We start from the raw sequence: 26,182 nt of genomic DNA on the forward strand, positions 1-26,182 counted from the left end.
TTTCGTTATTTCAAGCTCAGATTGCAAGAATAGTAAATATTTATGGAAAATTTAGAACATTATGAACGTTTACGCCGTGATGTCGACGCAATGGCGATCATGCTTAAAACATTGCTAGCGCAGAATCAGGTAACTTACCAGCTGGCAACAGCTTTGGCCGCCAATCATTTCGATGCAGAGAATTTAAAAACAACTTTTGAATCACTTTCTAAAGTTATTGACGACAGCTTAGTATTTACTAGCATCAGTGAAGAAGAATGGGCTATGATCCATAAATTCAGAGACGCTATAGAGTTCAAGGCTGGTTAGATTTTGGCGGCAAATTAGAAGAGATAAATTTTGAATTCTATAAAAATTTCCACAAGACTCAAGACCGCCTTCACTGCGATGGTTGTGTTGCTGGTTATTCTTGGAAGCATTGGTTTATGGCGTTCAGCCAGCCAACGTCAAGAACTCAATGATGTGCTTTTCCGTAGAATTCCTATTACGGAAGCCTTAAATATCGTGGTGGACCAGGTCAATTTGCAAGCTATACTCGTAAGAGACATGGCAATATTTACTGGCGATCCTATCAAGAAATCTGCTATTGATAAAATACAAAAATCTAGAGTCGTAGTTGACGAACAGTACAAGAAGCTGGAAGAACTTATAAATACAAGTAAGGGGAGGGAAATATTGCAATCCATGACGAAGCTTCGCTTTGTATTCGCAGATGCAGGCATTAAATATCTGAATCTGATAAATGAAGGTAAAACTGCGGAAGCACTATTGGTGCTGGAGGAGAAATATAGGCCTGCCCAAATGGAGTATCAACATTCGATACAGGAGCAAGTTGAACTCCAAGCCAGAAGAGCATTGGAGGCTGGTAATCGCGCGGAAAGCAGTGCCAAAACACTGCAGCGAGATATAGCCATCGCTTTATCAATTGCTGTAGTTATGGCTATCTTTTTGGCAATACGTATCACCAACTCAATTGTACGTCCATTAGTCTATGCAATAGATGTTACCAACAAGATTGCAAAAGGAGATCTTTCTGGAGACATTATTATTCGCTCCAAAGATGAGATGGGTAAACTATTGCTCGCAATCCGGAAAATGCAACAGGAGCTAATAAATACTGTATCTATAGTACGCCAAAATGCTGAGGGTGTGGCTTCATCCAGCTCACAGATCGCCTCGGGCAACAATGATCTTTCCGGCAGGACCGAGCAGCAGGCATCTGCACTAGAAGAAACAGCTGCTTCGATGGAACAACTAGGCGCAACAGTGCAACAGAATGCTGATTCCGCACACAGAGCCAATCATATGGCACTGAGTGCCTCAACAGTCGCCGCGCAAGGTGGTGAGGTCGTTGCTAAAGTCATAGAGACAATGAAGGGCATCAACGATAGCAGCAAGAAGATCTCGGATATTATCTCTGTAATTGATGGTATCGCATTTCAGACTAATATTCTTGCGCTTAATGCTGCAGTCGAGGCAGCACGTGCGGGTGAGCAGGGAAGGGGCTTTGCCGTTGTCGCAGGAGAGGTGCGAAACCTGGCACAACGTAGTGCCGAAGCTGCAAAAGAAATAAAGCAGCTGATTATTTCAAGTGTAGAGCGCATTGAACAAGGAAGTGCACTAGTAGACAATGCCGGATCCACTATGACAGATATAGTCACCTCTATTCGTAAAGTAAGTGACTTAATGGGTGAGATCAGCGCAGCAAGTAGTGAGCAAAGTGCCGGCGTGGGTCAAGTGGGTGAAGCCATAACTCAGATGGATCATGTCACTCAACAGAATGCTGCGTTGGTCGAGGAAATGGCTGCTGCAGCCACCGCGTTGAATACGCAAGCCGAAGAATTGGTCCACGCCGTGGCATTTTTTAAGCTGAACGATTCTATCATCACGGTAAGCCAAGACAGGACTGCTCGTGTGCATCCCTTTGATAGCTTAGACACTCAACGTTTGACATAAATTGCTTGGTGTCTCACCGGTGAGTAAAAATGACCTGTTAATACAGGTCATTTTATAAAGAATGCGCTGTCGCAAAAATGTTCCTCTGGTCCTAAATACGGTTTCGCTGCTACGCTAGACCTGCAGGGCAAGAGATTCTGCCGCCTTCGACAATTTCAGCGGACAGTTTTCCTGTTTTCGAAGACAGCTCCATATCGCCATGTTTGCATGACTTAATTGCTCGCTAGATGCACTCTCCATCCGGCGCTGGTGCGGATTGGTTTTTCTCACAAAGGCCTATGCTGCAGAGCAGCCTTGAAACGTCGGACCCTGCTGGATATGCACTCAGCCGGACTCCAGACAGCAAGGTCTTCTTGAGCTTGGCCAAGACCAACGAACTGCAGGAATGTGTGCTCGCTAGGGTCCCAGCGGATCCGAGGCCGCAGCCCGTCCATGCTCCAATCGCAACACACGTGCACGAAGGGCTGGGCCACGATTGTGTGGACGATGCTTTGCCAAGTCGCATCTGCCAGGCCTTTCTGGGCCACCTCGCATCTTGGCTGATCAGCCACATGCCGCAGGAGAATCTGGCGCACAGACAGCACCGGATCGGAGTCCTCTTCCAGGTGCCGCTCCAGCCCTTCAAATCGGCCCAGCCAGCTGAGCAGCCGCGCGGTCCTGCCTTCCAGCCCAAGCTGCTGCAGGGACTCGATGACTGTGAAGATTGCGCAGCCATGATCGAGCGGATCACGACCTAAAAATGGGTGTTCCTGTGAAGGGCGAACAGGCATGTGCTGGCTGCGAAACGACGGTGAATCCATGGCCGCGCACGGTACAGGGATGCGTCGATGCAGTCAGCCGTAAATCGATCACTTCGCACCGCACGATTTACGCTTGATATTCAAACCCGTTTGTGTTAAGGCGTGTAACCGGGCTCTCATGCGATCGGGACTATATGCCTCATGGCTCTGGCCATGGGCCATTTTTGGATTGCTGCGCCGCCCCGGCGCAGCAATCCAGCCCCCTATCCTGTCAGACCCCTTTCCCAGTACCAGTAAGTCCTTTGCGGCTGCTCCTCAATTTTGAGGAGCAGCCGCGCCCTTTGGGTAGGGCCTGTAAGCCGGTAGAAGCCTTTTCCCTGTAGCAAGCAGCCCTCTGCTTGTGGGCTGCTAAGCCATTTCAACACCTGCCCTTTTTTTACTTGCATGTCAAGCGTAAAACGTTCGGTATGCACCGCACGTTTTACGCTTGAGAGCAAGTGCACCAAATCCGAACATGCCGACCGGCGGACGCGAATGCGTTCTTTCCCCGGGCCGCATGTCTTCTCCTCCTCTTTCGTCATGCGGCCCGGGATTTTTCTTCTGGAGTTTCTCCCGCATGTCCCGGCACTCGCACCGATTTCTCATCGCTGGCATGGCATGGCTGGCGGCCGGCGTTTGCTACGCCAACACGCCCCTGGTGGACGGCAATAAGCGCCTGCAACTCGGTCGCTACACCACCGCCGATGCGCAGCCCCAATTGGGCCTGAGCGAGCCTTTGGCGCTCGTTGCACAGATCACCTTTCCCCGGGAACAGGTCACGACCATTGGCGAGGCCATCGACTACACGTTGCTGCGCACTGGATACGCATTGGCCGACCAGACGGCGCTGTCTCCCGAAGCCCGGCGCTTTCTGGGACTTCCTTTGCCCGAGGCGCATCGCACCCTCGGTCCCTACTCCGTCCAGGACATGCTGGCTGTGCTGGTGGGCAAGGCCTGGACCTGGCAAACCGACCATGTCACGCGCCGCGTGTGGTTCGTCCTGGGCAATGCCGGCGGCGCACAGCCGCCGCGCCGACTGCAGCCCATCGTGTCTCCTGCCAAATCGGGTAAAGAGCAATGAGCGGGCAATCAGCACATACACCGGGGCACCCTGTTGTGCCAGGCCTGGATTTCGCCCCCCACATCGGCGGGCTGGAGTGGATGCAAGACGTCGAAGCGCGGCAGGACCCGGCTCCTGAGGCGCAGGATCGACCCGGCAATGCTGCAGGCGGAGATCCTTCGGCTGCTGCCACGTTGGCCCAAGCTGATGCGCCTGAGTTTGACGAGCCTTCCGCGCCTCCCGGTTCAGCCAGGGCAGCCAAAAAATCCATCCTCAACTCTTCCACGGGAAGGCGCAGTTTGATGGCCGTGTCTCTGGCAGGGATCGCACTGCTGGGCTATCTCCAGTACGGACCATCCATCCGCCAGGTTCCCGATCTTCTTGGGACCAATCTGCCGACCGTGGGCACGATTGAGCCCAGTGGTCCGGACGAGTTCCGTGCACCGATCGATCCACGGCTGGGGGGCCTGGACCAACTGGGCATATCGGCGCTTGAAACTGCAACCGGCCCCGATGAGCTCGCCGTGGCTCAGCCATCGCAGCCTCAGCAGCAGATGCCCGTCGCTTCTACCTCCGAGGCGAGTGTTGGCTTGGCCCCCACCGTGCAGTCTCCTGCCGCTTCCTCTACTGCCGCTGATCCAGAGCTTGCAGCTCGCATGCAGCGCATGGAAGCGATGATGATTGAGTTGAGCCAGCAACTCGCCCGCATGCGCGAGCAGGATGCCAAAGCGCGATCCACCGCTCCTGCCGTGGTCCAGGCTGCGCCCGCGCCTACCCCCTCGCCCACGACTGCTACTGCAGTCGCTCCGGCCCATTCCTCGGCTCCTGCGCCCGCGCCGACCATCACCGAACCCATCGCGGCCCGGCCCGCTGCAGCAGCACCGCGCGTGTTGGTCAAAGCCCAGCCCGCCAGGGCCGCGACTTCGCGGCCTGCAGTTCAGCAAAAGAATTCCCCCTCCAAGGCAGTGCCCGCCGATAAGCCAGCGGTGCCTGCGCTCTCCGGCCAACTGATCGCAGTCGATATGTGGAACGGTGAGCCCTCCGTCGTGGTGGCCTCGGGCATCCCAGGCGACCGCCGCATGCGCGTGCTGCGCCCTGGCGACGTGGTCAACGGCATGGCTCTCAAATCTGCCGATCCTGTGTCGCGCACAGCGACCTTTGTGGCCCCGGGCAGCCCTGGCCTGACTCTCTCCGTGAGCCAGGGAGGTTGAGCATGCGAGCCGCTATTTGCCTCAGCACGGGCTTTCTGCTGGCACAGGTGGCATGCATGCCGGTGGTGGCCCAGGTCCGCACCACCCATGCCACCGAAGGCAGCTCCACAGCAGCGAACACCGCCCAGGCGCGCAGCCAGGCCGACGAAACCGACCGCCAGATCCAACAGATGTGGGGCTTGAACGCCGAAGAAATGCGCCGGGCCAAGGTGCTGGCCCTCGGGCCGCGGGCGAATTTCTCCGTCGAGAAGCTCTCGCCGCTGGAGATCCTGGGCATCCACGCGCGCTCCGAAGCAGAGCGCCGGCAGTATGCCGAGCGCATGGCGCGGATCTTCCGCGCGGACGTTGAGCGCTCCATTGCGTGGGAGCGCGAGATGCAAGCGGCCATGGCACGGCTGTTCCCCAACGACCCGATGATCAGCTTCGAGGGCATGCCCAAGGTGCATAGCTCGGTCGGCGCCGCCGACATGCTGGGCGTGCCACGCACCCAGATCATCGAGCCGCAACCCACTGCCGGCACGCCGGTCCCAACGCGTGGAGCGCTTCGGCGATGAATCTCCGCATGCTCTGTGCTTTTGTCCTGTGCTCAGCTGCTGCTGCAGCGGCTCCAGCCCTCGCCGGCCAGCCAGTGCCCGAGTCCCCTCAACTGGAGGTGCTGCACGACAGCGGCCGCAGTGTGCCCTTCGCACCCTATGTCGCTCAGCTGGTGGGAGATGCGGACGACCCGGGGGTTCTCGACGGACTTCGCTTCCCGTTTGGCGCACGCATCCTGCGTAAAGGCGTGCTGGCACAGGAGGGCTTGCAAGTCTTCGACGGCGCCTGGATGACACAGCCGGTGTTTGTCCTGGCGGCCGATGAGCTTTCCATGCGCTGGCTCGCTCACAACAAGGACCAGCTGGTGCAGCTGCAGGCGGTTGGCATCGTGGTGCAGGCCGGCAGTCCCCTGGCCTTCAAGTCTCTGCAGCGGCTGGCCATGCCGCTTCGCCTGGCGCCGGAAACGGGCAGCTGGATGTCCGAGCAACTGGTCGCTGCAGGCGCCAATGCGTACCCGGTGCTGGTGCACTCCAACGGACGTGCGTACCAGATCCTGTTCCAAGACATGTTCCAGCAAACGCCGAGGTCTTCCCAATGAAAACCTGCGCTTGGAACATTTCTGGAACGCGCTGGTCCGCAACATGTTCCAGCCCTGTCACAGGAGGCAGCCATGAGTGAGGGGGTGATGGAAGGCCTGCTGCGGCCCCCGGTAGAGGCCTGGAGCGCTGCCACTGCCTTCGGGATTGCCGGTGTGGCTGCAGCTGCTCCGTGGGCGTTGATGATGCCCCATTCCCTTGGTGCCGTGACTGCTGCGATCGCTGCAGGCTTCGGATGCAAGCGCGCACGCGAAGCCTATTCGGTGTACGCCTATCAACGCGGGCTCAAATTCACCAAGATGACCCGAGTGGCGCCACACCAGCTTCCGGGTACCAAGGACCACCTGTATCTCGGCGAAGGCTTCGCCTGGACCCAGCTGCATACACAGCGCAAGCTGGACACCCAGGCTGTCAAGGTCCGTGAGTACGTCAAGCCCTCTCCTGCCGAAATGCGCCTGGCCAATGCCGGCGAGCAGGTTCGCAAATGGGCCGAGACCAAGACGGATAGCCTGCTTCGCCAACTTATTCGTCGTGCAGTGGATATCGGTGGACCAGCCAATCCATTTGCCTCGGGCGTGGATCTGGGCGGCTCACCCGTGCTGCATGGCGTGGGCGTTCAGGACGAAAAGCCTGTGCTGCTGCGCCAGGGCTCTCGAAACGGACACATGCTGGTCATGGGCACGACGCGTGTGGGCAAGACGCGCCTGCTGGAATTGCTGTGCACTCAGGACATCCACGCCGGCCACGTCACGATCGTGATCGATCCCAAGGGTGACGCTGAACTGATGCTGCGCATGCATGCCGAAGCGCGCCGCGCCGGCCGCGAGAAGAGCTTCTACCTGTTCCACCTGGGCTACCCCGAGATCAGTGCCCGCTACAACGGCATCGGGAATTTTGCGCGCATCACCGAAGTCGCCGGGCGCGCCACCAACGCCCTGCCCTCTTCTGGCAACAGCGCAGCGTTCAAGGAGTTCTCCTGGCGCTTCACGAACATCGTGGCCCAGGCCCAAGTCGCGTTGGGCCGGATTCCAACTTACGAGTCCCTGCTGAAGGACGTGACCGGCATTGATCCCCTGTTCATGGACTATGCCGCGATGTTCTACCGCGCCCAGGCCGCGCAGGGCCGGTACAAGAACTACCAGGAACGACTGGCAGAGATCCAAAAGCTGCTCCCTGTCAAAGGAGCGATCCCGGTGTCTCGCAGCATGCAAGACCGCCCGCCCGAGATCCAGGCCATGTACGTGTGGATCAAGGAGTCCCAGCCAGCTGACAAGGTGCTGCTGGGACTGGCCGCTGCCGTCAGCTACGAGCGCTCTTTCTACGAAAAGATCATCGCTTCGCTCGGTCCGTTCCTGGAAAAGCTCACTTCGGGCGCCGTGGGCAAGCTCATCTCTCCTGACTACTTCGACCCGAATGACCAGCGGCCGATCTTCGACTGGATGACGGTTTTCCGCCAGGGCGGCATCGTCTACGCCGGCCTGGACGCATTGTCCGACTCGGTGGTCTCCTCGGCCGTGGGCAACTCCATGCTGTCTGACCTGGTGAGCGTGGGCGGCCGGCTCTACAAAACCGGCCTCGATCCGCACGCCACCGAGGGCAAGCTCAAGCTGCCCAAGGTCTGCTGCCATTTCGATGAGGTCAATGAGATCGCCGGTCCCGAGTTCGTGCCCATGGTCAACAAGCTCGGTGGCTCAGGGTTCCAGATCACGGCTTACACGCAGTCCGTGTTCGACATCGAGGCCCGCGTGGGCGACAAAGCCAAGGCCGGCCAGATCCTGGACAACTTCAACCACCTGTGCATGCTGCGCGTGCGCTCAGCCGCGACGGCCAGCCTGCTGACCGACCAGGTGCCGCAGGTCAACGTGACGCACCTGACGCCAGTGTCCGGGGTCTCGGACACGGCTGCCACGGGCAACGGCGTGGACTTCACCAGTCGCAACGATGACATTGCGACCACAACGAAGGCACCGCTGATCGAACCCTCGGACATCCTGGAGCTACCCCAGGGCCAGGCCTTCGCGCTGCTGGAAGGCAACCGGCCATTCAAGATCCGCATCCCCCTGGCCGACACCACCAACGATCCATTCGTGCCCAAGTCCCTCAAGGCTGTTGCCGAGGATATGAAGCGGCGCTACCGCACCAGCGAGACCTGGGCAGCCGACACCGACTGGATGGGGCACAACCATCTGGGTGTTGGCGGTCATGAGCTCATAGGCACAGACCTGGCTAGCGGCGCCAAGACCGATTCCGAGTACACCGCCGCGCCAGGCGCGCAGTCCAGTGCACTGCGCAGCACCGGCGTGATCGACAGCATCGTGGGGCATCGCTGATGGCAACCGCGCAGCGCATGCCTTCCAAGGCTCCAACGGTCGGTCCTGTGGACCTGGTGGTCAAGATCGCCTTCGGCCTGGTCAGCATCACGCTGACCAGCTGGCTGGTGGGCATGGTCATCGAGATCGGCGGCAGCATGTTTGTGTGGAAAGGCCAGGGCATCCCGCACGCCCAGTCTGTGCTCCAGCAGGACCTGAAGTACATCGCTGTCGCTCCGCGCAGCGTGCTGGTGCCCGACACGGTGGGTTTTTCTCTGCAGCTGCTGGGCTATGTCCGCTGGCCCTACGAGAAGCTCGGCGTTCTGCGCTGGTATCAGCGATCGCTCACCGATGAGCCCATGCAGGCCATGGCCAAGCTTTCTGCACCCCTGCAGGCCGTGGGCGCAGCAACGCGCGTTGTCTCCAAGATCGCGGCCGAGTGGGCCGTGATCAGCATGCTCGTGGCCCAGGACGTGGTGCTGCGCCTGAGCATCGCGGCCTATGCCATGCCGGCGTTCGTGCTTGCGTGCCTGATGGGCGTGATCGACGGCCTGGTGCGCCGGGACCGGCGCCGCTGGATCGGTGGGCGCGAATCCTCCTTCGTGTACCACCACAGCAAGCGTTACACGCATTGGGCTCTCACGGGCGGGTTCAGCCTGTACCTCGCATGGCCCTTCCCCGGTTTCAACCCCGCCTACATGGTGCTGATCTTCACGGTCCTGGTGGCCGCTTCCCTGTCCACGACCGTGGGCGCTTTCAAGAAATACGCATGACTTTTCCGAAGGAGAAATTGATGAAATCCCCCCGCCCGCTTTTCGCCATCCTCGTGATCGGCATCCTGGCCACCACGGCATCGGCCTGGGCCACGGTGTCCGACGACGATCTGGAGCGTGAGCGCCTGGCGCGCATCGCCGCCGAGATCGAGCAGGTTCAGGTCATGGTGGGCCAGGCCGAGCAAAGCGCACCCACAGGCCAGCGTGTGAAGTTCCGCTACGACTGGCTGCAGCGCGATCTGGAAATGCTGCGCCAAGGCATCACCACCCACATCGACGCACCCCGCCAACCTCGCCCCGTGGCACCGCTGCGCGGCGACTACCGGCAGTAATCAAGGGGCGAACCCATGTTTGGCGATATGAAAGCGGGATTCATGGACGCATCGGGCGTTGATCCAGCGCGAATGAAAGTCTTTGTTATCACGCTGGTTTTTGGCGTGATTCTGGTTATTGCCGCATGGTTCGGAAAAATGATTCTGGAGGCCTATACCGATGGCGAGATCGAGCAGGATGATGCAATCGAATCGGTGATAACCGTGATTGTTATCGTCTGTGCAATATTTGCATTCGTGGCCTGGATTTAGTATTTGCAACTACCTTTTATGCTCCAAGGATGGACGTTATGAAAAAATCGATTTTTTCCAAATTGGTTCAAACAACTCTTCTGGTATCGGTGATGATTCACGAAAGCGTGTTCGCTGCTCTTCCCAACATCCCGACACCCCAAGGCGGCGGCATCGGTGGTGCCCAGGTGCAAGATGGCGACTGGATGGGGCAGATGGGCGCCTGGTTCAAGGCTGGGATTGGCATTCTTGCGCTCGTCCTGGCTGGCTGGGCGTTCATCAAAGTGATGGGCGGTGGCTTGCGGAAATGGAATGAATATTCTCGGGGGCAGGCCGAATTCGCCGATCTTAAAGAGTTCTTCATTGTCGGTCTCGTATTGATCGTTTTCATTGTCATGATGGCGAATTACGCCCTGTCCGTCCTCGCTTAACTAACGATGGCCAGCGATCAGCAACCGCAAGAAAGACGTGGTGCCCCCTTGACGGACAGAGTCAACGCGGAACCTGCCATTATCAATGGCATGTCGGCTACTGAGGCCAGCTATATTGGCGGTGCCTCTCTCGCCATCAGCGTTGTGCTGGGGGGCGGCCTGTTCTTCTTGACAGGTTACTGGCACTTCATCTTCGTGCTGGGGATTGCCCTGCCGATGGTGACCATCTGGTATTCATCCTTTTACCTACAAAGCATCAAACGTTCAAAGCCTGAACGCTGGTATGTCCAGGCATTTCGCATCTATCTTGCCCGTAAAGGCATAGTCAAAAGCCGGTACATCACTCACGACGGCTATATGGAACTGGGCCGGAGAATCGATTCCGATCCATTCAGCCAAAAAAGCAAAGAAAAAGTATGAGCAGTGAAAAATATATGAACGCTCTAGAAATGGAGCGGAGGCACAGCCGTAGGCAAATGGCCAGCCAGTTTGCGCTGCTTGTATTGGCCATATTCGCTGTCTGGTTTGCCTGGAGGCAGCCAAAAAGCGTTGACGTGCACCTGGCGCCTGATGTGCGCGCCGGTGACACGGTGCATGTCACAGGTGGTCATTCCCCCGTGCCGAAGCCCAATGTCTACGGTTTTGCCTACTACATCTGGCAGCAGATCAATCGCTGGCAGACCGATGGTGTCAAGGACTACGGGCAGCAAATTTTCAATATGCAGTATTACCTGACGCCTCGCTGCCAGGCGCAATTGCAAGCCGATATGGAAACCCGCCAGGGCAAGGGCGAGTTGCGCAAGCGCACGCGCCAGATCACCGAAATCCCCGGCTTCCCCTATTCCGAGAACCGTGTGCTGAGCGAAGGCCCCGACGCCTGGACCGTGCTGCTGGACATGCAGGTCACAGAAACCTTCGGTGGCCAGGGCGTGAAGGATGTGTTCATCCGCTACCCGCTGCGCGTGGTGCGCTTCGACGTGGACCGAGAGCGCAACCCCTGGCGTCTGGCCCTGGACTGCTTTGGCGCGAACCGTCCAGCGCGCCTCAACCCCGCTGAGCTCAAAGCCGGCAACCCGGTGCAGGCCACCCTTGCGGCGCCGCGCCTACCCAGCGTGATCTCCCCGTCCAGCCTGCCCCGCGACACCTCCGTCGATTGACCATGCAACACCGCAAAATCCTCGCATGCGGCCTGGCTGGCCTGCTGCTGTTCCAGCCCCTGCAGGGCGCTTTCGCCCAACAGGTCGAACCCCTGAATGTTTCAGGTCCACCTCCTGAATTCGCCAACGAGAAGCCCAATGCCCAGGCTAGCCAGCCTGCCGAGAACATCGATCTGGGCCAGGCTGCCTCCTCTGGCGCAAGCAGCACCGTCGCCGGCATGAGCGTGCCGGCACCCCTGGCGGCAGCAGCACGCGGCTCGATCGCGCGCAGCGCAGCGGCCCAGGCCACGCTTCGCCGCGTAGGCCCTGCCCCGCTCAGCGGCACTGCGTCTGGCCCTGCCGAGCGCACAGTGTTCGCCCGGGAGCCCGTGCGTGTGAACCTGACCGTGGGGCAGGAGCGCCTGGTCACGTTGCCCTCGGACGCCTTGCTGCATGTGCCCAGCGACATCTCGGCCGTGGCGCGCATCGAATCGATCGGCGGCACGATCTATGTGACCGCCCTAGTGCCCTTTGTGCCCATCCGCATCGTGGCCGAGCTCGTGGACAGCGGCCAGCAGATCCCCATGGATCTGGTCGCAGTCGCGGACAAGCCAGCACGCGCGACTTCCTCCAAAGGCGAGCTGCAGGTGTCCGTCATCGAGCCCGGCAGCGTGCCCAACCCCTCGGCGCGCTCTGCCGATGAGGTCACGTCTGCAGCTGGAGGCGCGGGCATCGACATGGTGCAGCTGACGCGCCACGCAGCACGCCAGCTCTATGCACCGCGCCGACTGGCCAACGCAGCACCTGGCGTCATGCAAGTGGCGGTGAGCACAGATCCTGTCCCCGCCCTGCTGCGCGGCGCCAATGTTGATGCTGCGCCTGTGGGTCAGTGGAAGGGCGGCGCGCTGTACGTCACTGCGGTCCGCATCACCAACAAATCGCGCTTCGCCATGGAGGTGCCGCTGGAGAGCGTGCGCGGCCGCTGGATTGCGGCGACGGCCCAGCACGGCCGGCTCGGCCCCGCCGGCAGCGACACCGACACGACGGCCATCTACCTGGTCTGCGAGCGTTCTTTCGAGTCCTGCCTGTAGGGGAGACACATGGCTGTTCCAAGAAACAAACTTATCCCCATCCTCGGGGCTCTCACGCTCGCGGGCGTGGTCAGCATTTTCTTCATGGGCCGCAGCGCGCCACCAGCCGCTGCACCGATGGCTGCTGTGCCCTTGCCGGCCACGGCCGGCGCGGACGAAGACACGGCAGCCGAGACCCTGGCCACGGTGGCAGCAAGCAATCGAGAGCTCCGCACCGATATCCAGAAGGTGATCCAGGCCAACGAGCAGCTTGCCCGCGAAAACCGTGAAATGCAGCAGCGCATGACGATGAATGGAGCTCCTGCAGCAGCAAGTTCCTCGCCTTCTGCGCCTGCCACAACCACGGGTTCCGGCCAGCCTGGTACCGGCCCAGTCGATGTGATCGCCAATGCCTGGGGCAACGCCTCCGATGCCTTCGGCAACATCGGCGGTCCACGCCCTGCAGGTGCTTCGCAGCCGCCCCTTCAAGGCTCGTATGGCACGGGCGCCGGGTCCGCGTTCGACATGGGCTCCGGGTCGGGCTACGAGGTGCTCGCGCCCATGGGCTACACCAAGCAGACCAGTACGGCCAATGGCAAGTCCACCACGCGCTACGTGCGTGCACCGGGAGCAGCTGAGGTGGCTCCCGGCCCTGCAGGCCAGGGCGGCTCCGCAATGCGCGCAGCGCAGGCTGCAGCTGCCGTCAAGCCCGAACCCGAGCCCTACTACACCCTGCCGGAAAATTCGACTCTGGCCGGCGTGACGGCCATGACCAGCCTCATCGGCCGCGTGCCCGTGAACGGGCGCGTGACCGATCCCATGCAGTTCAAAGCCATGGTGGGCCGCGACAACCTGGCGGCCAATGGCTGGGAGCTGCCCGAGGACCTGGCCGGAATGATCATCACCGGCGTGGCCATCGGGGATATGGCCCTGTCCTGCACCGAGGGCAAGGTGCGCAGCATGACCTTCGTTTTCGCCGACGGCGCCATCCGCACGGTGTCAGCACGCCGCAGCGGCTCATCGACCAGCGGGGGGCTGTCCTCGGCATCGAATGCCGATCTCGGCTTCATCAGCGATTTGCACGGCAACCCCTGCATCCAGGGCAAGTTCGTGACCAATGCGCCCACCTACCTCACTGACATCATCGGCGCCAAGGGCCTGGGTGTGGCCGCTGAGGCACTGGCACAGGCCCAGACCACCACGCTCAACCGCGGCGACTCGACCTCTGCATCGGTCACCGGCAACGCCGGCAGCTTCGCCCTGGGCCGCATGGGATCTGCCGCCACCGAAGAACTGACCCGCTGGCTCACCGAGCGCCTCAAGAGCAGCTTCGACGCGGTCGTGACGCCTTCCGGAGCCCAGCTGGTCGTCCACCTGGACCGCGAGATCCAGATCGACAAGCCCGTCAATCCACGCAAGGTCGTGCACCGCACGCAAGCCACAAATGCCCTGTCAGGAGCCCGCTATGGCCTCGAATAAGCCTTTCCTCACCACCCGACTCCTGGCCTGTGCCCTGGCCGCGGCCACCCTCGTCGGTTGTTCTGTCACCGGCCCGCGTGAATCGCCGCTCAAGGAAGTCACCAAGGACAGCCCCACGCTGCTGGACATCTACCGTGGCAAGAGCCTGCCCGGCCAGGCAGTCGCCCAGAGGGCCGAGCAGGGGGCCAGGCAGGCCTCGGCCAAGGAGACCGCACGCGACCGGCTGGAACGCGATTCCCAGGCCCGCCCCATCGCCCACGGCGACGGCGGCACGGCCCGCTATTGGTCGGCGCTGGAACCCATGCAGCAGCGCTTCGCTCGTGTGGCCAACCCCGACCTGGTGATGGTCGTCTACCCGCACCTGGCCCGAGGCAAATACCCGGTGCCGGGCTACGTGACGGTCTTCCCCATGTACGAGTCCACCGAGTACGCCATGCCCGGCGAGTCCACCGAGGATCTGCAGCGCGGCCGCGCCGCCTTCAGTGGCCGCGCCGTCGGCGGGGAGGCCCGTTGATGAACATTCTCGATCTGATTCTGGGTGGCAAGGCCAAGACTTCGTCCACCCCGTCGAATCCGTCCACCTCGGCGCCCTCGTCTGGCCAAGCTGCTCGTGATGTGTCCGCCCCTGCAGCTGAGCGACCGATGACCGTAGGGGACCGCCAGCGCATGGCGCAGCGCCCTCCCTCCTTCACCGAAATGCTGCCCTACGTGACTTACTCGCCGGGCGAGCAGGTTTTCGTGATGCGCGACGGCGCCACCTGGGGCGCCATGTTCGAGCTCGATCCGGTGGCCACCGAGGCCCAGCCGCTGAGCTACCTGCAAGAGCGCTGCGACAAGGTGCGAGAAGCGATCACGGCCCTGCCCGAATCCGACACCACGCCCTGGATCGTGCAGTGGTTTGTCAATGACGACCGCAACATCGAGCAGCTGCAACGGCACCTCCATGACTACGTGCTGAGCCAGCACAAGGACAACCCGGCGCGGGGCCAGGATGTGATCAATTCCGAATACACCCAGTCGGTGCTGCAGGAGTTCCGCAAGCACCTGGAGCAGGCCTCCCGGCCCCAGGGCCTGTTCACGGATACGCAGGTCACGGGACAGGTCTGGCGGGGCCAGCAGCGGCGCGTGCGCTGCTGTATCTACCGCAAGTTCACCAGCGCGGCATCCGAGCCAGGCACACCCCAGCAGCAGATGGAATCCGTGGCCACGACTCTGATGGCCACGTTCAACGAAGCAGGCATCGCTGCCAGGCGCTGCGATGGTAAGGACTTCTACGAGTGGCTGCTGCCCTTCTTCAACCGTGATGTGCCGTGGGCACCGACACCAGGCGAACTGATCAAGACCTACCCCTACCCCGGTCCCAAGCCCGCCACCATGCTCGACTGGGATCTGGCCGAGTCCCTGTCCCTGTCCCAGCCGCGCGCCGACCATGCCGGTGGCTATTTCGAGTTCGATGGCATCCCTGTGAAGGCGCTGACGCTCCAGAACATGCGCAGCGAGCCGTCGATTGGGCATTTCTCGGCAGAAACACAGACGGGCAAGGAGTCCTTCGCCAGGTTCGACCGCCTGCCGGCCGGCTCCATGCTGTCGATGACCGTGGTGATCTCCCGGCAGGACCAGGTCGAGCGGCAGATCACGCGCATCCGCGACAAGTCGCGCGCCCACACGCCCCAGGCCATGGAGACACACGCGGAGTGCGAGCGAGTGCTGCACCACATGATCGGCAATCGAGACAAGCTTTTCCCGATGATGATGACGCTGTACCTCACCGGCCGCGACAAGGCCGAGCTGGACAAGGCCGTCACCGAGGCCAATGCGCTGCTGGGGCCATCGGGCCTGCGCTTCATCGATCCCCGCCAGGACCTGGTGCCGCTGGACACGTTCATGCGGGCTCTGCCCTTCAATTTCGATGTGGACTTCGACAAGAAGTACCTGAGTCGTTCTCGCCTGACATTCGCCAGCCACATTGCCGCGCTGATGCCAGTCTACGGCCGCTCACGCGGCACGCCCCACCCGGGCTTCTGGTTCTGGAACCGTGGCGGCGAGCCGCTGTGGATCGATCCCCTGAACAAGCGCGACCGCAAGAAGAACGCCCACATGCTCACGCTCGGCCCGACCGGCGCGGGCAAGTCCGCCACGCTGAACTACCTGGCCATGATGACCATGGCCATCCACCGCCCAAGAATGGTGATCGTCGATGCCGGCGAATCCTTCGATTTGCTGGTGGCCGACATGGCGGCCAAGGGGCTGAGCGTGCACCGCGTCACTCTCTCTCCTGACTGCAAGGAATCGCTGCCACCCTTCGTCCATGCATTCAAGCTGCTGGAAGACCAGGACATCATGGGCTCCTACCATGCCGCCGAGGAGCGCGCCCGTGCCTCGGCCGGCGTCCAGGTCGATGAGGCTGCAGATGGGACGCCCTTGATGGCCTCCGTCGAGAACGCGCTGAGCACCCCTGCCCTGGCGCCGGCGCATCCGGCAGCTGCCGCGACTGCAGTGACGGAGGAGGATGAGGAGGACGAAAAGCGCGACTTCATGGGCGAGATGCTGATTTCGGCCATCCTCATGATCACGGGTGGCGAGAAAGCAGAAGTCGATCGCATGTCGCGTGCTGACCGCTACCTGGTATCGCGCGCCATCATTCGGGCCGCTGTCCGCGCCAAGGAGGAGCAACGCAAGCACCCCTTGACTCAGGACGTGGCCCTGGAGCTCATGGGCATGCAACGCGACCCCTCGTTGTCTTCGCAACGGCAGAGCCGCGCCGAGGACATGGGCCAGGCGATGATGAACTTCACCATCGGCCTGCGCGGAACGCTGTTCAATAGCTATGGCGGCGACTGGCCTGATGCCGATGTGACGCTCGTGGAAATGGGCACGCTCACCAAGGATGGCTACGGCGATGCCCTGGCCCTGGCCTACTCCAGCCTGATCGACTCGGTGCAATCGCGCGGCGAGAAGTACCAGGCCGAGGGCCGGCCCCTGGTCAAGCTCACAGACGAGGGCCACTTGATCACCACGAATGAGTTGCTCGGCCCCAAGCTGGCCAAGGCCACGAAGATGTGGCGCAAGCTCTCCATCTGGTTCTGGCTCGCCACCCAGAATTTGCGTGACTTCCCCGACTCCATGGAGCGCGTGCTCTCCATGTGCGAGTTCTGGATGCTGCTGACCATGGACAAGTCCGAGATCCACGAAGTGGCGCGCTTCCGAAACCTCACCCCGGAGCAGCGGGCCATGATGGAATCCGCCAAGAAGGAGCCGCCCAAATACACCGAGGGCGTGCTGATCAGCGCGCTGGGCCAATGGCTGTTCCGCAATGTGCCACCGGCTCTGCCTATCGCCCTGGCCATGACCGAAGGCCATGAAAAAGCCCAGCGGCGCCGGATCATGGAAGAGCATGGCTGCACCATGGTCGAGGCCGCATACAAGGTGGCCGAGCGGCTGGCGGAGGCACGGGCATGAAGCAGATCCTTGCCACAGCCCTGCTCAGCATGGCCGCCGTCGGCGCCGCTGCCCAAAGTGCCGCCACCGTCACGTCCGTCGAGGTGTTCGCGAACTCCGCTACCCATGTTCGGGCCCAGCAGAACTCACCCTACGCGCTGCGCGTTTTCCGGCTCGATGCCATGGCCCAGATCAGCCAGCAGATGAGCATCCGCCTGCCTATGGATGAGGCCCAGGCCAAGGCCTACATGCTGCAGCAGGAGGCCAACATCCGTGCCCGCTACAAGGACCAGATCGTCAATGCTGCCAACGGCATGTCCCTGGCCATCCACTATCGCCTGGACCGCCTGCCTGCGATCGTCATCAATCGCAACTCGGTGATCTATGGCGTGGCAGACGTGGACCACGCCGTGGGCCTGTACCTGCAGTCGAAAGGCCGTCGATGAGCACCACACGTCCCACAAGTCAGCGTGGTCGTCGCACCCTCCTCACGTCGATCGCTGCAGCGGTGACATCGATGACCCTGGCGCTGGCCCCTGCTCCCGCCAAAGCCATAACGACGCCCGGCGTCGTCGGCTACACCGCTGCGGCCGCGCCCTCGTGCGTGTCGTACATGGTGGAGGGCGTTTGCTTCTTCCTGCGCTGCAAGCTCACCTTCTGCTGGATCGAGACCAGTATCAAGATCAGCCACTACGTGCCAGACGTGGTTGTCAGCACCTACAACGACCCGTTGATGCACCCATGGGCCGATCTCGGGACGCTGGTGGCCACCACGCTGACGGCCGCAGGCTCTTCCATCATCGGCCGGACCCTTGATTCGTCCGCTGGAGGCCTGGACACGCCTTCCGCCATGACCAATTACAAGAGCGCCGATGCCATCGGCAACCCAGCCGGTGCGCTGGCTGCCATGGTCGCCGGCGGCAGCGTTTCCATGCCCACCACGCTCACCATTCCGTCCGTCACCGAGCTTGCCAAATTCCCCACGCAGGAGATGCCCAATATCGGCCGGCAGTGGGCATCAGTGCCCAAGGACATCGCGAACACCGTCGCCTCGGACGCCAAGAAGATGCTGGAGGCACCCGCCCAGATGCTGGAGAGCCTGCAGACCATCATGAAGTCCATCCAGGGCATTGGCCAGGTCATCAAGATCGCCGAAACCGTGCAGCAGATCCAGGGCGGGCTGGAAGGCTTCCAGCAGCTGGGCAGCATGGTGTCCGGCGCAACGGGCGGGTCCATGCTTTTTTGCCCTGGCGGCGCCACGCTTTTCGGACTGCACATCCAGACGGAGATCGATGCCCCTTTCTGGCGCGGCGTGCTTCCGCTGGAAATGCTGTATCCGCAGTCGTGGGTGCCTGGCCTCGGAGAAGTCGGAAGCGGCTACACCCAGACCTGGGGGCCGACCTACCCGCGTACCGGCGAGATCATCCAGTCGCACCCCGTGAAGGCCTCGGCGGTGCTGGCTGAGCGGATCGCTTCGATCATCTACAAGTCGGCCCAGCCCCACATCTACACAAAGGTGGAGCCACCCAGCGGCAGCCATGTCTACTTTGGCGGACGTGGCCACCAGTGGCAGATGTTGCATCCCAGGCCGGCCTCCTCCTGCCTGACGTTTGGCGGTAACGACTCCCTGTCGCTGACAACCTTCGGTGATGGCCAGACAGATCCAGCCGATGGCTACGCCTGGAATCTCTGGCAGCACTACATCTGCTGCCAGCGTCGCGGCATTTTTCTCTTCTCCGTTCCCTGAAGGATCACCGATGACTGCTTCATCTCGCCGGCAGCCCAAGGCGCTGCAGGCCATCTCGTGTGTCGCCGTGGCCTGCGCGCTGACCGCCCTCAGCGTGCCCGCGCAAGCACAGCCCGTTTCGTCCTCCAGCCTGTACTACCGCATGGGCGGCGGCTCGCCCAGCGGCATGGCACCCAACCGGGGCTCCCTGTCCACCCAGCTCAGCGCTGGCGTGCGGGCCAACTATTCCTGCGGCAAGTTCGACATCGGCATGTCCTGGTCCACGCTGATGAACAGCATCCAGAACCTCGGTGCCACGGTCGCCGGGGCTGTGCAGGCCGGCATCGCCGCCCTGCCTCTGTACTTCCTGCAGCGCGCCCAACCAGGCCTGTATCAGCTCTTTCAGAACTTCAGCCAGAAGGCGGATCTGCTGGTCGCCTCTTCGCTCAAAAGCTGCGAAGAGATGGAGTCGATGATCAAGTCCGGCAAGGACCCCTACGAGGACTACATTGCCCTGGCCAAGGGCGATGCTTGGAAGATCAAGGCCTCGCTGTCCGGCGACGTGGTCCAAGCCAAGGTGGACATCAACAAGAACGAGGAAGCGCAGAAGAAGGGCCTGGACTGGGTGTTTGGCTCCCGGGCTGGTGGCATCGGCACAGCACCGATCCAGCCCATCCGTGACCTGGCCGTGGCCGGCTACAACGTGACGATCAACAAGTCGGCCAGCACCATCGCCACGGCCAACTACGGCAGTTCCTCGCTGTCATCGACGCGCCTGGTCCAGGCCTTCAAGGCTCCCGAGGATCTGGCCAAATGGAGCACCGAAGTGCTGGGCGACCAGAAGATCTATCTCTGCACCCAGGACGCCAGCTGCCCGAACCCCACAGCGACCGTGACCGCCACAGGCCTGGCGCCGAAGTACGAGCAGGAGCTCGAAAGCGTGCTGCCCACGATGCGGACCCTCTCCACGGCAGAGACTGCCAGCCAGGCCGACCTGGCCAAGGTCAGCGCGCCGGGCATGGCCGTGAGCCCGCAACTCATGGATGCTGTGCGCAAGCTGCCTACAGATATGCGTTCGGTGGCCGTGAATCGCTTGTCGCAGGAGATCGCCATGCACAAGGTCATAGACAAGGCGCTGATCGCGCGCAACGCGCTGATCTCCGGCATGAGCCTGCCCCAGGCCACGGCCGCAAAGCAGGTGAACAACGAAGTGCAGCAGCGCATCGACCGGCTGACGCAGTACATCGACGACATGATGTTCGAGTTCCGCATCCGCAAGGAAATGACCGGCGACACAGCGCTGGCGATCATGCAAAACCAGCTGGCAGCTGGCGCGGCTGCAGCAGGCGCCGCCGGCGGCGGTCGTGCAGATCGGGCACCCCTGGTCGATGGCCATGTGGGAGCTCAGCGATGAACGAGGAATTTCGCAGCGACATCGACGTGCATGAACCGCCCTCCCCGAGCGTTCACCACTCGCCTTGGTGGCTGCGCGGCTGGATTCCCTGGCTCCTTTGCGCGATAGGCCTTCTGGCCATCGCAACGCTGGTGGCCAGCGTGCTGATCCGCCTGGCTCCCGCCCAGGTGCTGGAGCTCATGGCCTGGTTTCGCAACGCGTCCCGCCTTGGCGCCCTTGCCCAGGTCCTCCTGTGCGTGTGGATCATCGCTCGCTGGCGTCGCCTGGTGGCCTACGGCCGGCGCCGTGGCTTCGTCAGCAAGGCAGAGCACCGCGAGATCCTCCTGATGCGCTGGCGCGCGGCCGGCTTCCTGGCCCTCTATCTCATCGCCCTGCCCATCGGGCCAGGCAACCTCGCCCGGGCCGTGCTCGGCTGGTTCAACTAATGCAGGAGTGACGCATGCAACTTGACAGCTATCTTGAGCTTTTCACGACCATGTACGGTTGGGCGTTCGCCAACTTGATCGGCGAGATCATCGTCGGCACCGGCCTGGTGGCCCTGCCCTTCGCGCTGATCGTCTTCCGCACCTGGCATGAAGCCAAGGACCGCGGCCAAGGCTTTGAAGGCGTGAGGTCTCTGCTGGAGTCCGTCCAGACCCGGATCATCACGGCCCTGTTCGTGATGTCCATGTGCTTTGCAACGACACCCATCACGTCGCTGCACAACGTCAACATGACCTATGTGCCCGCTCGTAGCTTCGATGGGTCGGAACCGCAGCCAGTCTCGCTCAAGGGCGGCACCAGGTCGGGTTACGACACGGCCATGGCGGATGCCGTCAATGGCTCATTCAGCAAGGCTGGCAACCTGTCGTATGTGCCGCTGTGGTGGTACTCCACGATGGCTATCAGCTCCGGTGTCAATGGTGCCTTCCGCGCCGGCCTGAGCAACGCAGGCCGCGACCTCCGCATGATCGAGGACATGGCCAGGATGGCGACCATCGAAGATCCAGGCCTGCTCTATGACCTGCAGCGCTTCTACTCGGAGTGCTTCATCCCCGCACGCAGCCAGTACCTGGCCATGGACAAGAGCAAGATCTCCCCGACCGGCAAAGCCCTGCTCGCCGAGGGCAGCGGCTACGGGCCGACCGATGTGGACTGGGTCGGCAGCCAGTTCTTCCGCACCGAGGCAGGCTTCTATCCGAACATGCGCTCCTACAACCCGGTGCCAGGCTGGGCGATCGATTTCTCGCGCGACGTCGAGTACATCCAGACGCCGGCGCCTGAAGGCTCCCCGGAGCATGGCTACGTCAACCCTGACTGGGGCCGACCCACTTGCACGCAATGGTGGGAATCTGCATCGACAGGTCTGCGTGATCGCCTGATCAACAACACCAGCACCTGGAAAAACCTGACCCAAAAAGTTCAGAACACGCTGACCTTCGCCAATGCCGACGAAGCAAAGGACAGCGTTGCGCGGCTAGGGTTTGAGAAGGCCAATCCAACCTTCGTATCACCAGATCGGATCATGGGTGACGACTACGGTACTGCCACGAATATCGGCAGGTCCATCGTCGGGGCGGCGAGCACATTCGGTGTGGCAAATAAAGCGCTGGAAGCCTCTTTAGCCATGATTCCTCTGCTCAACGCCTTGCCCATGGTGCAGGCCTTGGTATTAATGGCGCTATACACATTTTTACCGCTAATCGTTTTTCTCAGCGGCTACGACCTAAAAATGATGCTCATCGGAGCGATGGCAATTTTTACCGTGAAATTCTGGGCTGTGATGTGGTTTATTGCGCGATGGATTGATGCGCGGCTTATAGAGGCCATGTACCCGGGATTTTCAGGTTCTGCCATCATGCAAGAAATTACCCAAGTATTTAGTTCCGGGCAACCACAACTATATAAGCGGATGATATTAAATATACTCTTGCTACTTCTTTTTATAGGTCTCCCAGTGATTTGGACGAGTATGATGACCTGGATTGGTTATAATATGACCGCAGGCATAGACGATATAAAAGGTGGTAGCCACATGGCCAACAGCGCGGCACAAAGCTCAAAAGCCGGTGGAGGAAAAATTGCCAGAAAGATTGGTCGATGATCTTTCAGCGTTTATCTTCAAAATTCCAGTATTGAGCCACTTCGGCTGCGCCACATTCACCGGAACCAAATGCTTGCATCGCGCTGTTTCTATCAACGATAGTCGGCTTTTGATGTTCCGGTTCTGTTTCACCAGCGGAGCCATCATCACTATCGATCATCGAGAAAAACGCATTTGCAATTCCCGAGAAAACGGCTCCCGCGAGGATGAAAATAATTTTCCCTATGAGCTTCAGGGAGGCGATAAAAAAGCGAAGAAAAAAACCAAACATGAGCGTCCTTAGAGTTTAGAACTGGACCACAGGCATCGACGGTGCGGCACAAGGCCCAAACCCGACGCCTCATAAGGAGCGTTCCCGATGTGCTAGGTTGATCCGTCCTAGCTCTCAAGCCACCGCTGACGTGAGCCTCAACGGTTGACAGATCGTAACGCTTGCACGCGAACGTGTAAAGTTCTGTGCATCCTCTTTGTCCGCCGCTTTTGCGGCTCCAACACTTGACTATGCCTTCTACTCGTATGCTCCCCGCGGCCATCGCCGCCCTCTTTTTTGTAACAGCGTCTGTCACAGAAGCGCAGGAAAAAAGTTCGTTGATTTGGACTCCCATGCGCACCGTGGTACTCAATAGTACAAATTTTCCATCTACTGGAACTGCTGAGGAGCAGCAGATTCTTAAGCAGCTTTGGTCCGAAGACCTTTCTCGGGTGCGTCGGAATGAGAGAGGTCTTTACCCTGTCTTTCTACTGATTGGTGATGTCCGCAAGGGGCCTAGACGAATCATTTTTAGTATGTTCTCCAGTGCGGGGTCAGAGCGTTGCGATCCGCCTGCCAACGGCGCGAGTTCCCACGATATTTACAGCGTGTGCAATTTGCGTGTTACGCCTTGGCCTCAGAGCAATGGAAAACAAACTGATCTGCCTAATTATTGCGCTATTTTTGGCGAAAAACCCGAAATCGGCAGAATTGAATACTCGTTTGTTCCTACGTTACAAACGATTAATTTCCGTACCGTACAGTACGGAAAAATCGTTCAAGAATGCAATAAAACATTAAAGCTTGGTTGAATAATCAAGCGCGCACCAAAGGGATTTCAGAAATTTCAGTTGTATATCTTGGAGTGCGGCGCTCTTGACGCATCTCCCAAATTTTATCTGGCTTCTGTTGCCCCGTGCTTGCGACGTGCACCGTACCCTTACCAAATCGGCTATTAATCCTATCTACTGCACTCATCAATCTGCCTTGATCTCGGCCAGGTGCCTCCTCAAGTTGTAGTTCTGCCTGTACTGCATCGGTCCCAGTAATATCGAGCAAGATCACGCCAGCTTTGATCAGGTCAAAGCCTGGCTCAAATATTGCACGCGCACCCGAAATGGCTGCTAAGACAATTTGCCGCGTGTCGGCTGTAGGTCGTAGTGGAATGACCGTAGAACGATTGAAGCGCGGCCCAGGCCGGTGCGGCGAAGTGTGCGCGAAAACCTGAAGCTGGCTGGCCAGACCATCCTGCATTCGCAACTTCTCAGCTGCGCGGGTTGCATACTCACTCACAGCCTCAAGCAAAGGCTGCAACTCGCTCACCGGCCGGCCGAAAGATCGTGTGCAAGCGATCGTCTGTTTGGGCGCCGGCGCTAGGTCCAGTTCAATGCAGGCTTGACCTCGCAACTCGCGCACAGTGCGTTCCAACGTAACGCTCCAGCGTCGACGGATCATGGCCAAGTCAAGCTGCGCAAGATCCCAGGCCGAGAGCACGCCGACATCCGCCAGGTCAGCAGCAATGCGTCTGCCCACCCCCCACACGTCGGCTGCAGCGGTCGCACGCAACAACTGCTGCCGGCGTTCCGAAGACTGTTCTGCAAGGTTGCAGATCCTGGCCAGGTCGCCGGGATAGCTGCCTGGCTTGCGCTCCGCAGCCTTGGCGATTTGGTTTGCCAGTTTCGCCAGCGTTTTTGTAGGGCCGATGCCCACACAGCATGGGATGCCCACCCACTGCAGGATGCGCTCCCGCACGGCTGCGGCCCGAAGGCTCAAGTCGCGTATCCCCTCCAGCCCACCGATGAAGGACTCGTCGATCGAGTAGATCTCCTGCGTGGGACCTAAGCCTGCAGCGATGCTCATCATCCGGTCGCTCATGTCTCCATAAAGCGCGAAGTTCGCGGAGAGCGCAACGAGCCCATGGGTGTGCTGGAGATGTCGGAACTCGAACCATGGCTGGCCCATGCTTACCCCGATGGCACGGGCTTCATTTGACCTGGCGATCGCGCATCCATCATTGTTCGAGAGCACTACCACTGGCAGGCCCGCCAGCGAGGGCCGGAACACCCTCTCGCACGAGACGTAAAAATTGTTGCCATCGATGAGCGCGAACATTGGACAGCCTTCAGGTTATGCCCGGAAGCGCTTGATGCATGCGGTGACCACGCCCCAAATCACCAAGGTTTGACCCTCCCTAGGCACGATGTCAGGGTAGGTCGCGTTCGCCGCCTGCAGGCGGATGTTGCCCCCCGCGCAGTGGAGCCTTTTGACCGTGAAATCATTGTCCACCACCCCAACAACGATGTGGCGATGCTGAGGTTTGATCGCTCGGTCTACAAGGATCAGATCTCCGTCATCGATGCCGTCCTCGCACATGGAGCTCCCGGCAACCCGCAGCAGAAAGGTCGCCTGGGGATGCGTGATGAGCGTGCTTGTGAGGTCAATTCGCTTGCCACCGAAGTCGGCCGCCGGCGACGGAAACCCCGCTCGGATGCAAGCATCGCCGGCGATAACGTAGCAGGCAGCCTCACTGAGCTGGACGGGCGGCTCTGGGGGGAGCAAGTGAGCGTTGGTCATGGGTTTTATCGATACTGTGGTTATGTACAGTATACGGCGCTATGCCAGGATTTAGACGAACTTCCCCATGGCAGCAGTTCCTGGACGGCTGGGTCAAGCCATGTTTGTATTGCACAATACAAACATGCTTGTCGCCAATCCCGCCACACACATCGTTCTGCCAGCATCTGCACTGCCCCTGCGCGCCACGCCCACTCGTGCGGCCTACTCCGAGTTGCAGCAGGCGTACGAGCATTTCAACCAGCGCCTGTTCGACGATGCTCTGCCCCATTGCCTGATCACGCTACAGCGAGAAAAACGTACCTGCGGGTACTTCTCGGCCGCGCGCTTTGCGTCGCTGGACGGCAGCACCACGGACGAGATCGCCCTGAACCCCGCCTATTTCGCGGCCGTGCCGATCATCGAGACGCTGCAGACGCTGGTGCACGAGATGGCCCATCTATGGCAGCACCACTTCGGGAAGCCGGGGCGGGGGCGCTACCACAACGAGGAGTGGGCCGGAAAGATGGAAGCGATAGGCTTGATGCCGTCATCTACCGGCCGGCCCGGAGGGAAGCGTACGGGCGACATGATGGCCGACTACGCCATCGCAGGAGGGCCCTTCCTCGGGGCATGCGAGCAGTTGCTGACGGACAGCTTCCAGATCAGTTGGTACGACCGTTTTCCTGCGATCGAGCACGTGCTCAGCGGCCAGTGGAGCATGGCCACGCAGCTGCAGGGCATGGCCGGCACCACGCCCCCAATGGCGACCGTACCCGCTTTGGCGCAGGCAGTGCGGCCAGTGGCCCACACGGTGCCCA

Annotated in this window: 28 protein-coding genes; 24 read left to right on the top strand and 4 right to left on the bottom strand. The window is 60.5% G+C overall.

Features of this window, described 5'->3' with window-relative positions; all coding sequences use genetic code 11:
- Positions 1-42 precede the first annotated feature (42 nt).
- Together GRX31_RS16410 and GRX31_RS31030 are read left to right on the top strand one after the other, a co-directional pair.
- Positions 43-309 carry a hypothetical protein gene (locus GRX31_RS16410; protein WP_160853714.1) on the top strand — a complete coding sequence of 89 codons (267 nt, stop codon included), beginning with the start codon at positions 43-45 and terminating at the stop codon, positions 307-309.
- A gap of 30 nt (positions 310-339) precedes the next feature.
- The gene (locus GRX31_RS31030) at positions 340-1,956 is read left to right on the top strand and encodes a methyl-accepting chemotaxis protein (RefSeq protein WP_160853716.1); all 1,617 of its coding nucleotides are present in this window, start codon (positions 340-342) and stop codon (positions 1,954-1,956) included.
- A gap of 266 nt (positions 1,957-2,222) precedes the next feature.
- On the opposite strand, the gene GRX31_RS16420 is transcribed toward GRX31_RS31030, so the two are convergent.
- Positions 2,223-2,756 (bottom strand): hypothetical protein, encoded by a 534-nt coding sequence (locus GRX31_RS16420; RefSeq protein ID WP_160853718.1) that lies wholly within the window; start codon positions 2,754-2,756, stop codon positions 2,223-2,225.
- Between the two features lie 556 nt (positions 2,757-3,312).
- Here GRX31_RS16420 and pilL2 point away from each other — a divergent pair.
- The 20 genes from pilL2 to GRX31_RS16520 all read left to right on the top strand — a co-directional run bounded on the left by pilL2 (position 3,313) and on the right by GRX31_RS16520 (position 22,558).
- Entirely contained in the window at positions 3,313-3,816 is a 504-nt protein-coding gene (pilL2, locus tag GRX31_RS16425) for a PFGI-1 class ICE element type IV pilus protein PilL2 (protein WP_160853720.1), read from the top strand.
- An 80-nt stretch (positions 3,817-3,896) separates the two neighbouring features.
- Complete coding sequence (locus GRX31_RS30885) at positions 3,897-5,006, top strand: hypothetical protein (protein WP_237426705.1); 1,110 nt, start codon at positions 3,897-3,899, stop codon at positions 5,004-5,006.
- A gap of 56 nt (positions 5,007-5,062) precedes the next feature.
- The gene (locus tag GRX31_RS16435) at positions 5,063-5,560 is read left to right on the top strand and encodes an integrating conjugative element protein (protein ID WP_160853722.1); all 498 of its coding nucleotides are present in this window, start codon (positions 5,063-5,065) and stop codon (positions 5,558-5,560) included.
- On the top strand, positions 5,557-6,138 hold the full coding sequence (locus GRX31_RS16440) for a PFL_4695 family integrating conjugative element protein (protein WP_202396607.1): 582 nt from the start codon (positions 5,557-5,559) through the stop codon (positions 6,136-6,138). Before GRX31_RS16435 ends, GRX31_RS16440 begins: the two co-directional genes overlap by 4 nt.
- A 72-nt stretch (positions 6,139-6,210) precedes the next feature.
- Positions 6,211-8,466 carry a type IV conjugative transfer system coupling protein TraD gene (gene traD, locus GRX31_RS16445; RefSeq protein WP_160853724.1) on the top strand — a complete coding sequence of 752 codons (2,256 nt, stop codon included), beginning with the start codon at positions 6,211-6,213 and terminating at the stop codon, positions 8,464-8,466.
- Positions 8,466-9,218: a TIGR03747 family integrating conjugative element membrane protein gene (locus GRX31_RS16450; protein ID WP_160853726.1), complete on the top strand. Its 753-nt coding sequence runs from the start codon at positions 8,466-8,468 to the stop codon at positions 9,216-9,218. The genes traD and GRX31_RS16450 overlap by 1 nt, the downstream gene beginning before the upstream one ends.
- A 20-nt stretch (positions 9,219-9,238) precedes the next feature.
- Positions 9,239-9,550 (top strand): integrative conjugative element protein, RAQPRD family, encoded by a 312-nt coding sequence (locus tag GRX31_RS16455; protein ID WP_043792128.1) that lies wholly within the window; start codon positions 9,239-9,241, stop codon positions 9,548-9,550.
- Positions 9,551-9,565: 15 nt separating this feature from the next.
- A complete protein-coding gene (locus GRX31_RS16460; RefSeq protein WP_160853728.1) occupies positions 9,566-9,802 on the top strand; it encodes a DUF3262 family protein in 237 nt (78 codons plus the stop codon).
- 38 nt (positions 9,803-9,840) lie between these two features.
- Positions 9,841-10,212 (top strand): DUF2976 domain-containing protein, encoded by a 372-nt coding sequence (locus tag GRX31_RS16465; RefSeq protein WP_160853730.1) that lies wholly within the window; start codon positions 9,841-9,843, stop codon positions 10,210-10,212.
- A 48-nt stretch (positions 10,213-10,260) separates the two neighbouring features.
- Entirely contained in the window at positions 10,261-10,632 is a 372-nt protein-coding gene (locus GRX31_RS16470; protein ID WP_160853732.1) for a TIGR03750 family conjugal transfer protein, read from the top strand.
- Complete coding sequence (locus GRX31_RS16475; RefSeq protein WP_016446100.1) at positions 10,629-11,369, top strand: PFL_4703 family integrating conjugative element protein; 741 nt, start codon at positions 10,629-10,631, stop codon at positions 11,367-11,369. Before GRX31_RS16470 ends, GRX31_RS16475 begins: the two co-directional genes overlap by 4 nt.
- Before the next feature lie 2 nt (positions 11,370-11,371).
- Positions 11,372-12,439, top strand: coding sequence for a TIGR03749 family integrating conjugative element protein (locus tag GRX31_RS16480; RefSeq protein ID WP_160853734.1), 1,068 nt, complete (start codon positions 11,372-11,374; stop codon positions 12,437-12,439).
- Positions 12,440-12,448: 9 nt separating this feature from the next.
- Positions 12,449-13,897, top strand: coding sequence for a TIGR03752 family integrating conjugative element protein (locus tag GRX31_RS16485; RefSeq protein WP_160853736.1), 1,449 nt, complete (start codon positions 12,449-12,451; stop codon positions 13,895-13,897).
- Complete coding sequence (locus GRX31_RS16490) at positions 13,884-14,411, top strand: TIGR03751 family conjugal transfer lipoprotein (protein WP_160853738.1); 528 nt, start codon at positions 13,884-13,886, stop codon at positions 14,409-14,411. Before GRX31_RS16485 ends, GRX31_RS16490 begins: the two co-directional genes overlap by 14 nt.
- Positions 14,411-17,356, top strand: coding sequence for a conjugative transfer ATPase (locus tag GRX31_RS16495; RefSeq protein WP_202396608.1), 2,946 nt, complete (start codon positions 14,411-14,413; stop codon positions 17,354-17,356). Before GRX31_RS16490 ends, GRX31_RS16495 begins: the two co-directional genes overlap by 1 nt.
- Positions 17,353-17,781, top strand: coding sequence for a TIGR03757 family integrating conjugative element protein (locus GRX31_RS16500; RefSeq protein WP_160853740.1), 429 nt, complete (start codon positions 17,353-17,355; stop codon positions 17,779-17,781). Before GRX31_RS16495 ends, GRX31_RS16500 begins: the two co-directional genes overlap by 4 nt.
- Positions 17,782-17,852: 71 nt before the next feature.
- The gene (locus tag GRX31_RS16505; protein ID WP_160853766.1) at positions 17,853-19,082 is read left to right on the top strand and encodes a TraU family protein; all 1,230 of its coding nucleotides are present in this window, start codon (positions 17,853-17,855) and stop codon (positions 19,080-19,082) included.
- A 10-nt stretch (positions 19,083-19,092) separates the two neighbouring features.
- Positions 19,093-20,475 carry an integrating conjugative element protein gene (locus GRX31_RS16510; RefSeq protein WP_160853742.1) on the top strand — a complete coding sequence of 461 codons (1,383 nt, stop codon included), beginning with the start codon at positions 19,093-19,095 and terminating at the stop codon, positions 20,473-20,475.
- Entirely contained in the window at positions 20,472-20,900 is a 429-nt protein-coding gene (locus tag GRX31_RS16515; protein WP_051940770.1) for a hypothetical protein, read from the top strand. The genes GRX31_RS16510 and GRX31_RS16515 overlap by 4 nt, the downstream gene beginning before the upstream one ends.
- A 14-nt stretch (positions 20,901-20,914) precedes the next feature.
- On the top strand, positions 20,915-22,558 hold the full coding sequence (locus tag GRX31_RS16520) for a conjugal transfer protein TraG N-terminal domain-containing protein (protein WP_034393651.1): 1,644 nt from the start codon (positions 20,915-20,917) through the stop codon (positions 22,556-22,558).
- A gap of 4 nt (positions 22,559-22,562) precedes the next feature.
- On the opposite strand, the gene GRX31_RS16525 is transcribed toward GRX31_RS16520, so the two are convergent.
- Positions 22,563-22,829 (bottom strand): hypothetical protein, encoded by a 267-nt coding sequence (locus GRX31_RS16525; protein WP_155294248.1) that lies wholly within the window; start codon positions 22,827-22,829, stop codon positions 22,563-22,565.
- A gap of 224 nt (positions 22,830-23,053) precedes the next feature.
- On the opposite strand from GRX31_RS16525, the gene GRX31_RS16530 reads away from it, so the two are divergent.
- Positions 23,054-23,620, top strand: a complete 567-nt coding sequence (locus GRX31_RS16530) for a hypothetical protein (RefSeq protein ID WP_160853744.1) — start codon at positions 23,054-23,056, stop codon at positions 23,618-23,620.
- Positions 23,621-23,624: 4 nt separating this feature from the next.
- Here the strand turns inward: GRX31_RS16530 and GRX31_RS16535 are convergent, their stop codons facing one another.
- Both GRX31_RS16535 and GRX31_RS16540 read right to left on the bottom strand, forming a co-directional pair.
- Positions 23,625-24,920, bottom strand: coding sequence for a Y-family DNA polymerase (locus GRX31_RS16535; RefSeq protein ID WP_160853746.1), 1,296 nt, complete (start codon positions 24,918-24,920; stop codon positions 23,625-23,627).
- Between the two features lie 15 nt (positions 24,921-24,935).
- Entirely contained in the window at positions 24,936-25,382 is a 447-nt protein-coding gene (locus GRX31_RS16540) for a LexA family protein (protein ID WP_160853748.1), read from the bottom strand.
- 124 nt (positions 25,383-25,506) lie between these two features.
- On the opposite strand from GRX31_RS16540, the gene GRX31_RS16545 reads away from it, so the two are divergent.
- Positions 25,507-26,182, top strand: a 676-nt coding sequence (locus tag GRX31_RS16545) for a SprT-like domain-containing protein (protein WP_442874084.1), incomplete at its 3' end; no start/stop codon positions are given.

Source organism: Delftia sp. CH05, from assembly GCF_009827015.1.
In the GTDB taxonomy this organism is placed as follows: Bacteria; Pseudomonadota; Gammaproteobacteria; order Burkholderiales; family Burkholderiaceae_C; genus Comamonas; species Comamonas tsuruhatensis.

Excerpts from the sequence above, each read along its gene's own strand:
- GRX31_RS16460 (WP_160853728.1), top strand. The coding sequence starts at position 9,566 with ATGTTTGGCGATATGAAAGCGGGATTCATGGACGCATCGGGCGTTGAT.
- GRX31_RS16525 (WP_155294248.1), bottom strand. The coding sequence starts at position 22,829 with ATGTTTGGTTTTTTTCTTCGCTTTTTTATCGCCTCCCTGAAGCTCATA.
- GRX31_RS16435 (WP_160853722.1), top strand. The coding sequence starts at position 5,063 with ATGCCGGTGGTGGCCCAGGTCCGCACCACCCATGCCACCGAAGGCAGC.
- GRX31_RS16410 (WP_160853714.1), top strand. The coding sequence starts at position 43 with ATGGAAAATTTAGAACATTATGAACGTTTACGCCGTGATGTCGACGCA.
- pilL2 (WP_160853720.1), top strand. The coding sequence starts at position 3,313 with ATGTCCCGGCACTCGCACCGATTTCTCATCGCTGGCATGGCATGGCTG.
- GRX31_RS16475 (WP_016446100.1), top strand. The coding sequence starts at position 10,629 with ATGAGCAGTGAAAAATATATGAACGCTCTAGAAATGGAGCGGAGGCAC.
- GRX31_RS16420 (WP_160853718.1), bottom strand. The coding sequence starts at position 2,756 with ATGGATTCACCGTCGTTTCGCAGCCAGCACATGCCTGTTCGCCCTTCA.
- GRX31_RS30885 (WP_237426705.1), top strand. The coding sequence starts at position 3,897 with ATGCAAGACGTCGAAGCGCGGCAGGACCCGGCTCCTGAGGCGCAGGAT.
- traD (WP_160853724.1), top strand. The coding sequence starts at position 6,211 with ATGAGTGAGGGGGTGATGGAAGGCCTGCTGCGGCCCCCGGTAGAGGCC.
- GRX31_RS16520 (WP_034393651.1), top strand. The coding sequence starts at position 20,915 with ATGCAACTTGACAGCTATCTTGAGCTTTTCACGACCATGTACGGTTGG.
- GRX31_RS16440 (WP_202396607.1), top strand. The coding sequence starts at position 5,557 with ATGAATCTCCGCATGCTCTGTGCTTTTGTCCTGTGCTCAGCTGCTGCT.
- GRX31_RS16510 (WP_160853742.1), top strand. The coding sequence starts at position 19,093 with ATGACTGCTTCATCTCGCCGGCAGCCCAAGGCGCTGCAGGCCATCTCG.
- GRX31_RS16465 (WP_160853730.1), top strand. The coding sequence starts at position 9,841 with ATGAAAAAATCGATTTTTTCCAAATTGGTTCAAACAACTCTTCTGGTA.
- GRX31_RS16450 (WP_160853726.1), top strand. The coding sequence starts at position 8,466 with ATGGCAACCGCGCAGCGCATGCCTTCCAAGGCTCCAACGGTCGGTCCT.
- GRX31_RS16455 (WP_043792128.1), top strand. The coding sequence starts at position 9,239 with ATGAAATCCCCCCGCCCGCTTTTCGCCATCCTCGTGATCGGCATCCTG.
- GRX31_RS16490 (WP_160853738.1), top strand. The coding sequence starts at position 13,884 with ATGGCCTCGAATAAGCCTTTCCTCACCACCCGACTCCTGGCCTGTGCC.
- GRX31_RS16480 (WP_160853734.1), top strand. The coding sequence starts at position 11,372 with ATGCAACACCGCAAAATCCTCGCATGCGGCCTGGCTGGCCTGCTGCTG.
- GRX31_RS16500 (WP_160853740.1), top strand. The coding sequence starts at position 17,353 with ATGAAGCAGATCCTTGCCACAGCCCTGCTCAGCATGGCCGCCGTCGGC.
- GRX31_RS16540 (WP_160853748.1), bottom strand. The coding sequence starts at position 25,382 with ATGACCAACGCTCACTTGCTCCCCCCAGAGCCGCCCGTCCAGCTCAGT.
- GRX31_RS16515 (WP_051940770.1), top strand. The coding sequence starts at position 20,472 with ATGAACGAGGAATTTCGCAGCGACATCGACGTGCATGAACCGCCCTCC.
- GRX31_RS16535 (WP_160853746.1), bottom strand. The coding sequence starts at position 24,920 with ATGTTCGCGCTCATCGATGGCAACAATTTTTACGTCTCGTGCGAGAGG.
- GRX31_RS16485 (WP_160853736.1), top strand. The coding sequence starts at position 12,449 with ATGGCTGTTCCAAGAAACAAACTTATCCCCATCCTCGGGGCTCTCACG.
- GRX31_RS16495 (WP_202396608.1), top strand. The coding sequence starts at position 14,411 with ATGAACATTCTCGATCTGATTCTGGGTGGCAAGGCCAAGACTTCGTCC.
- GRX31_RS16505 (WP_160853766.1), top strand. The coding sequence starts at position 17,853 with ATGACCCTGGCGCTGGCCCCTGCTCCCGCCAAAGCCATAACGACGCCC.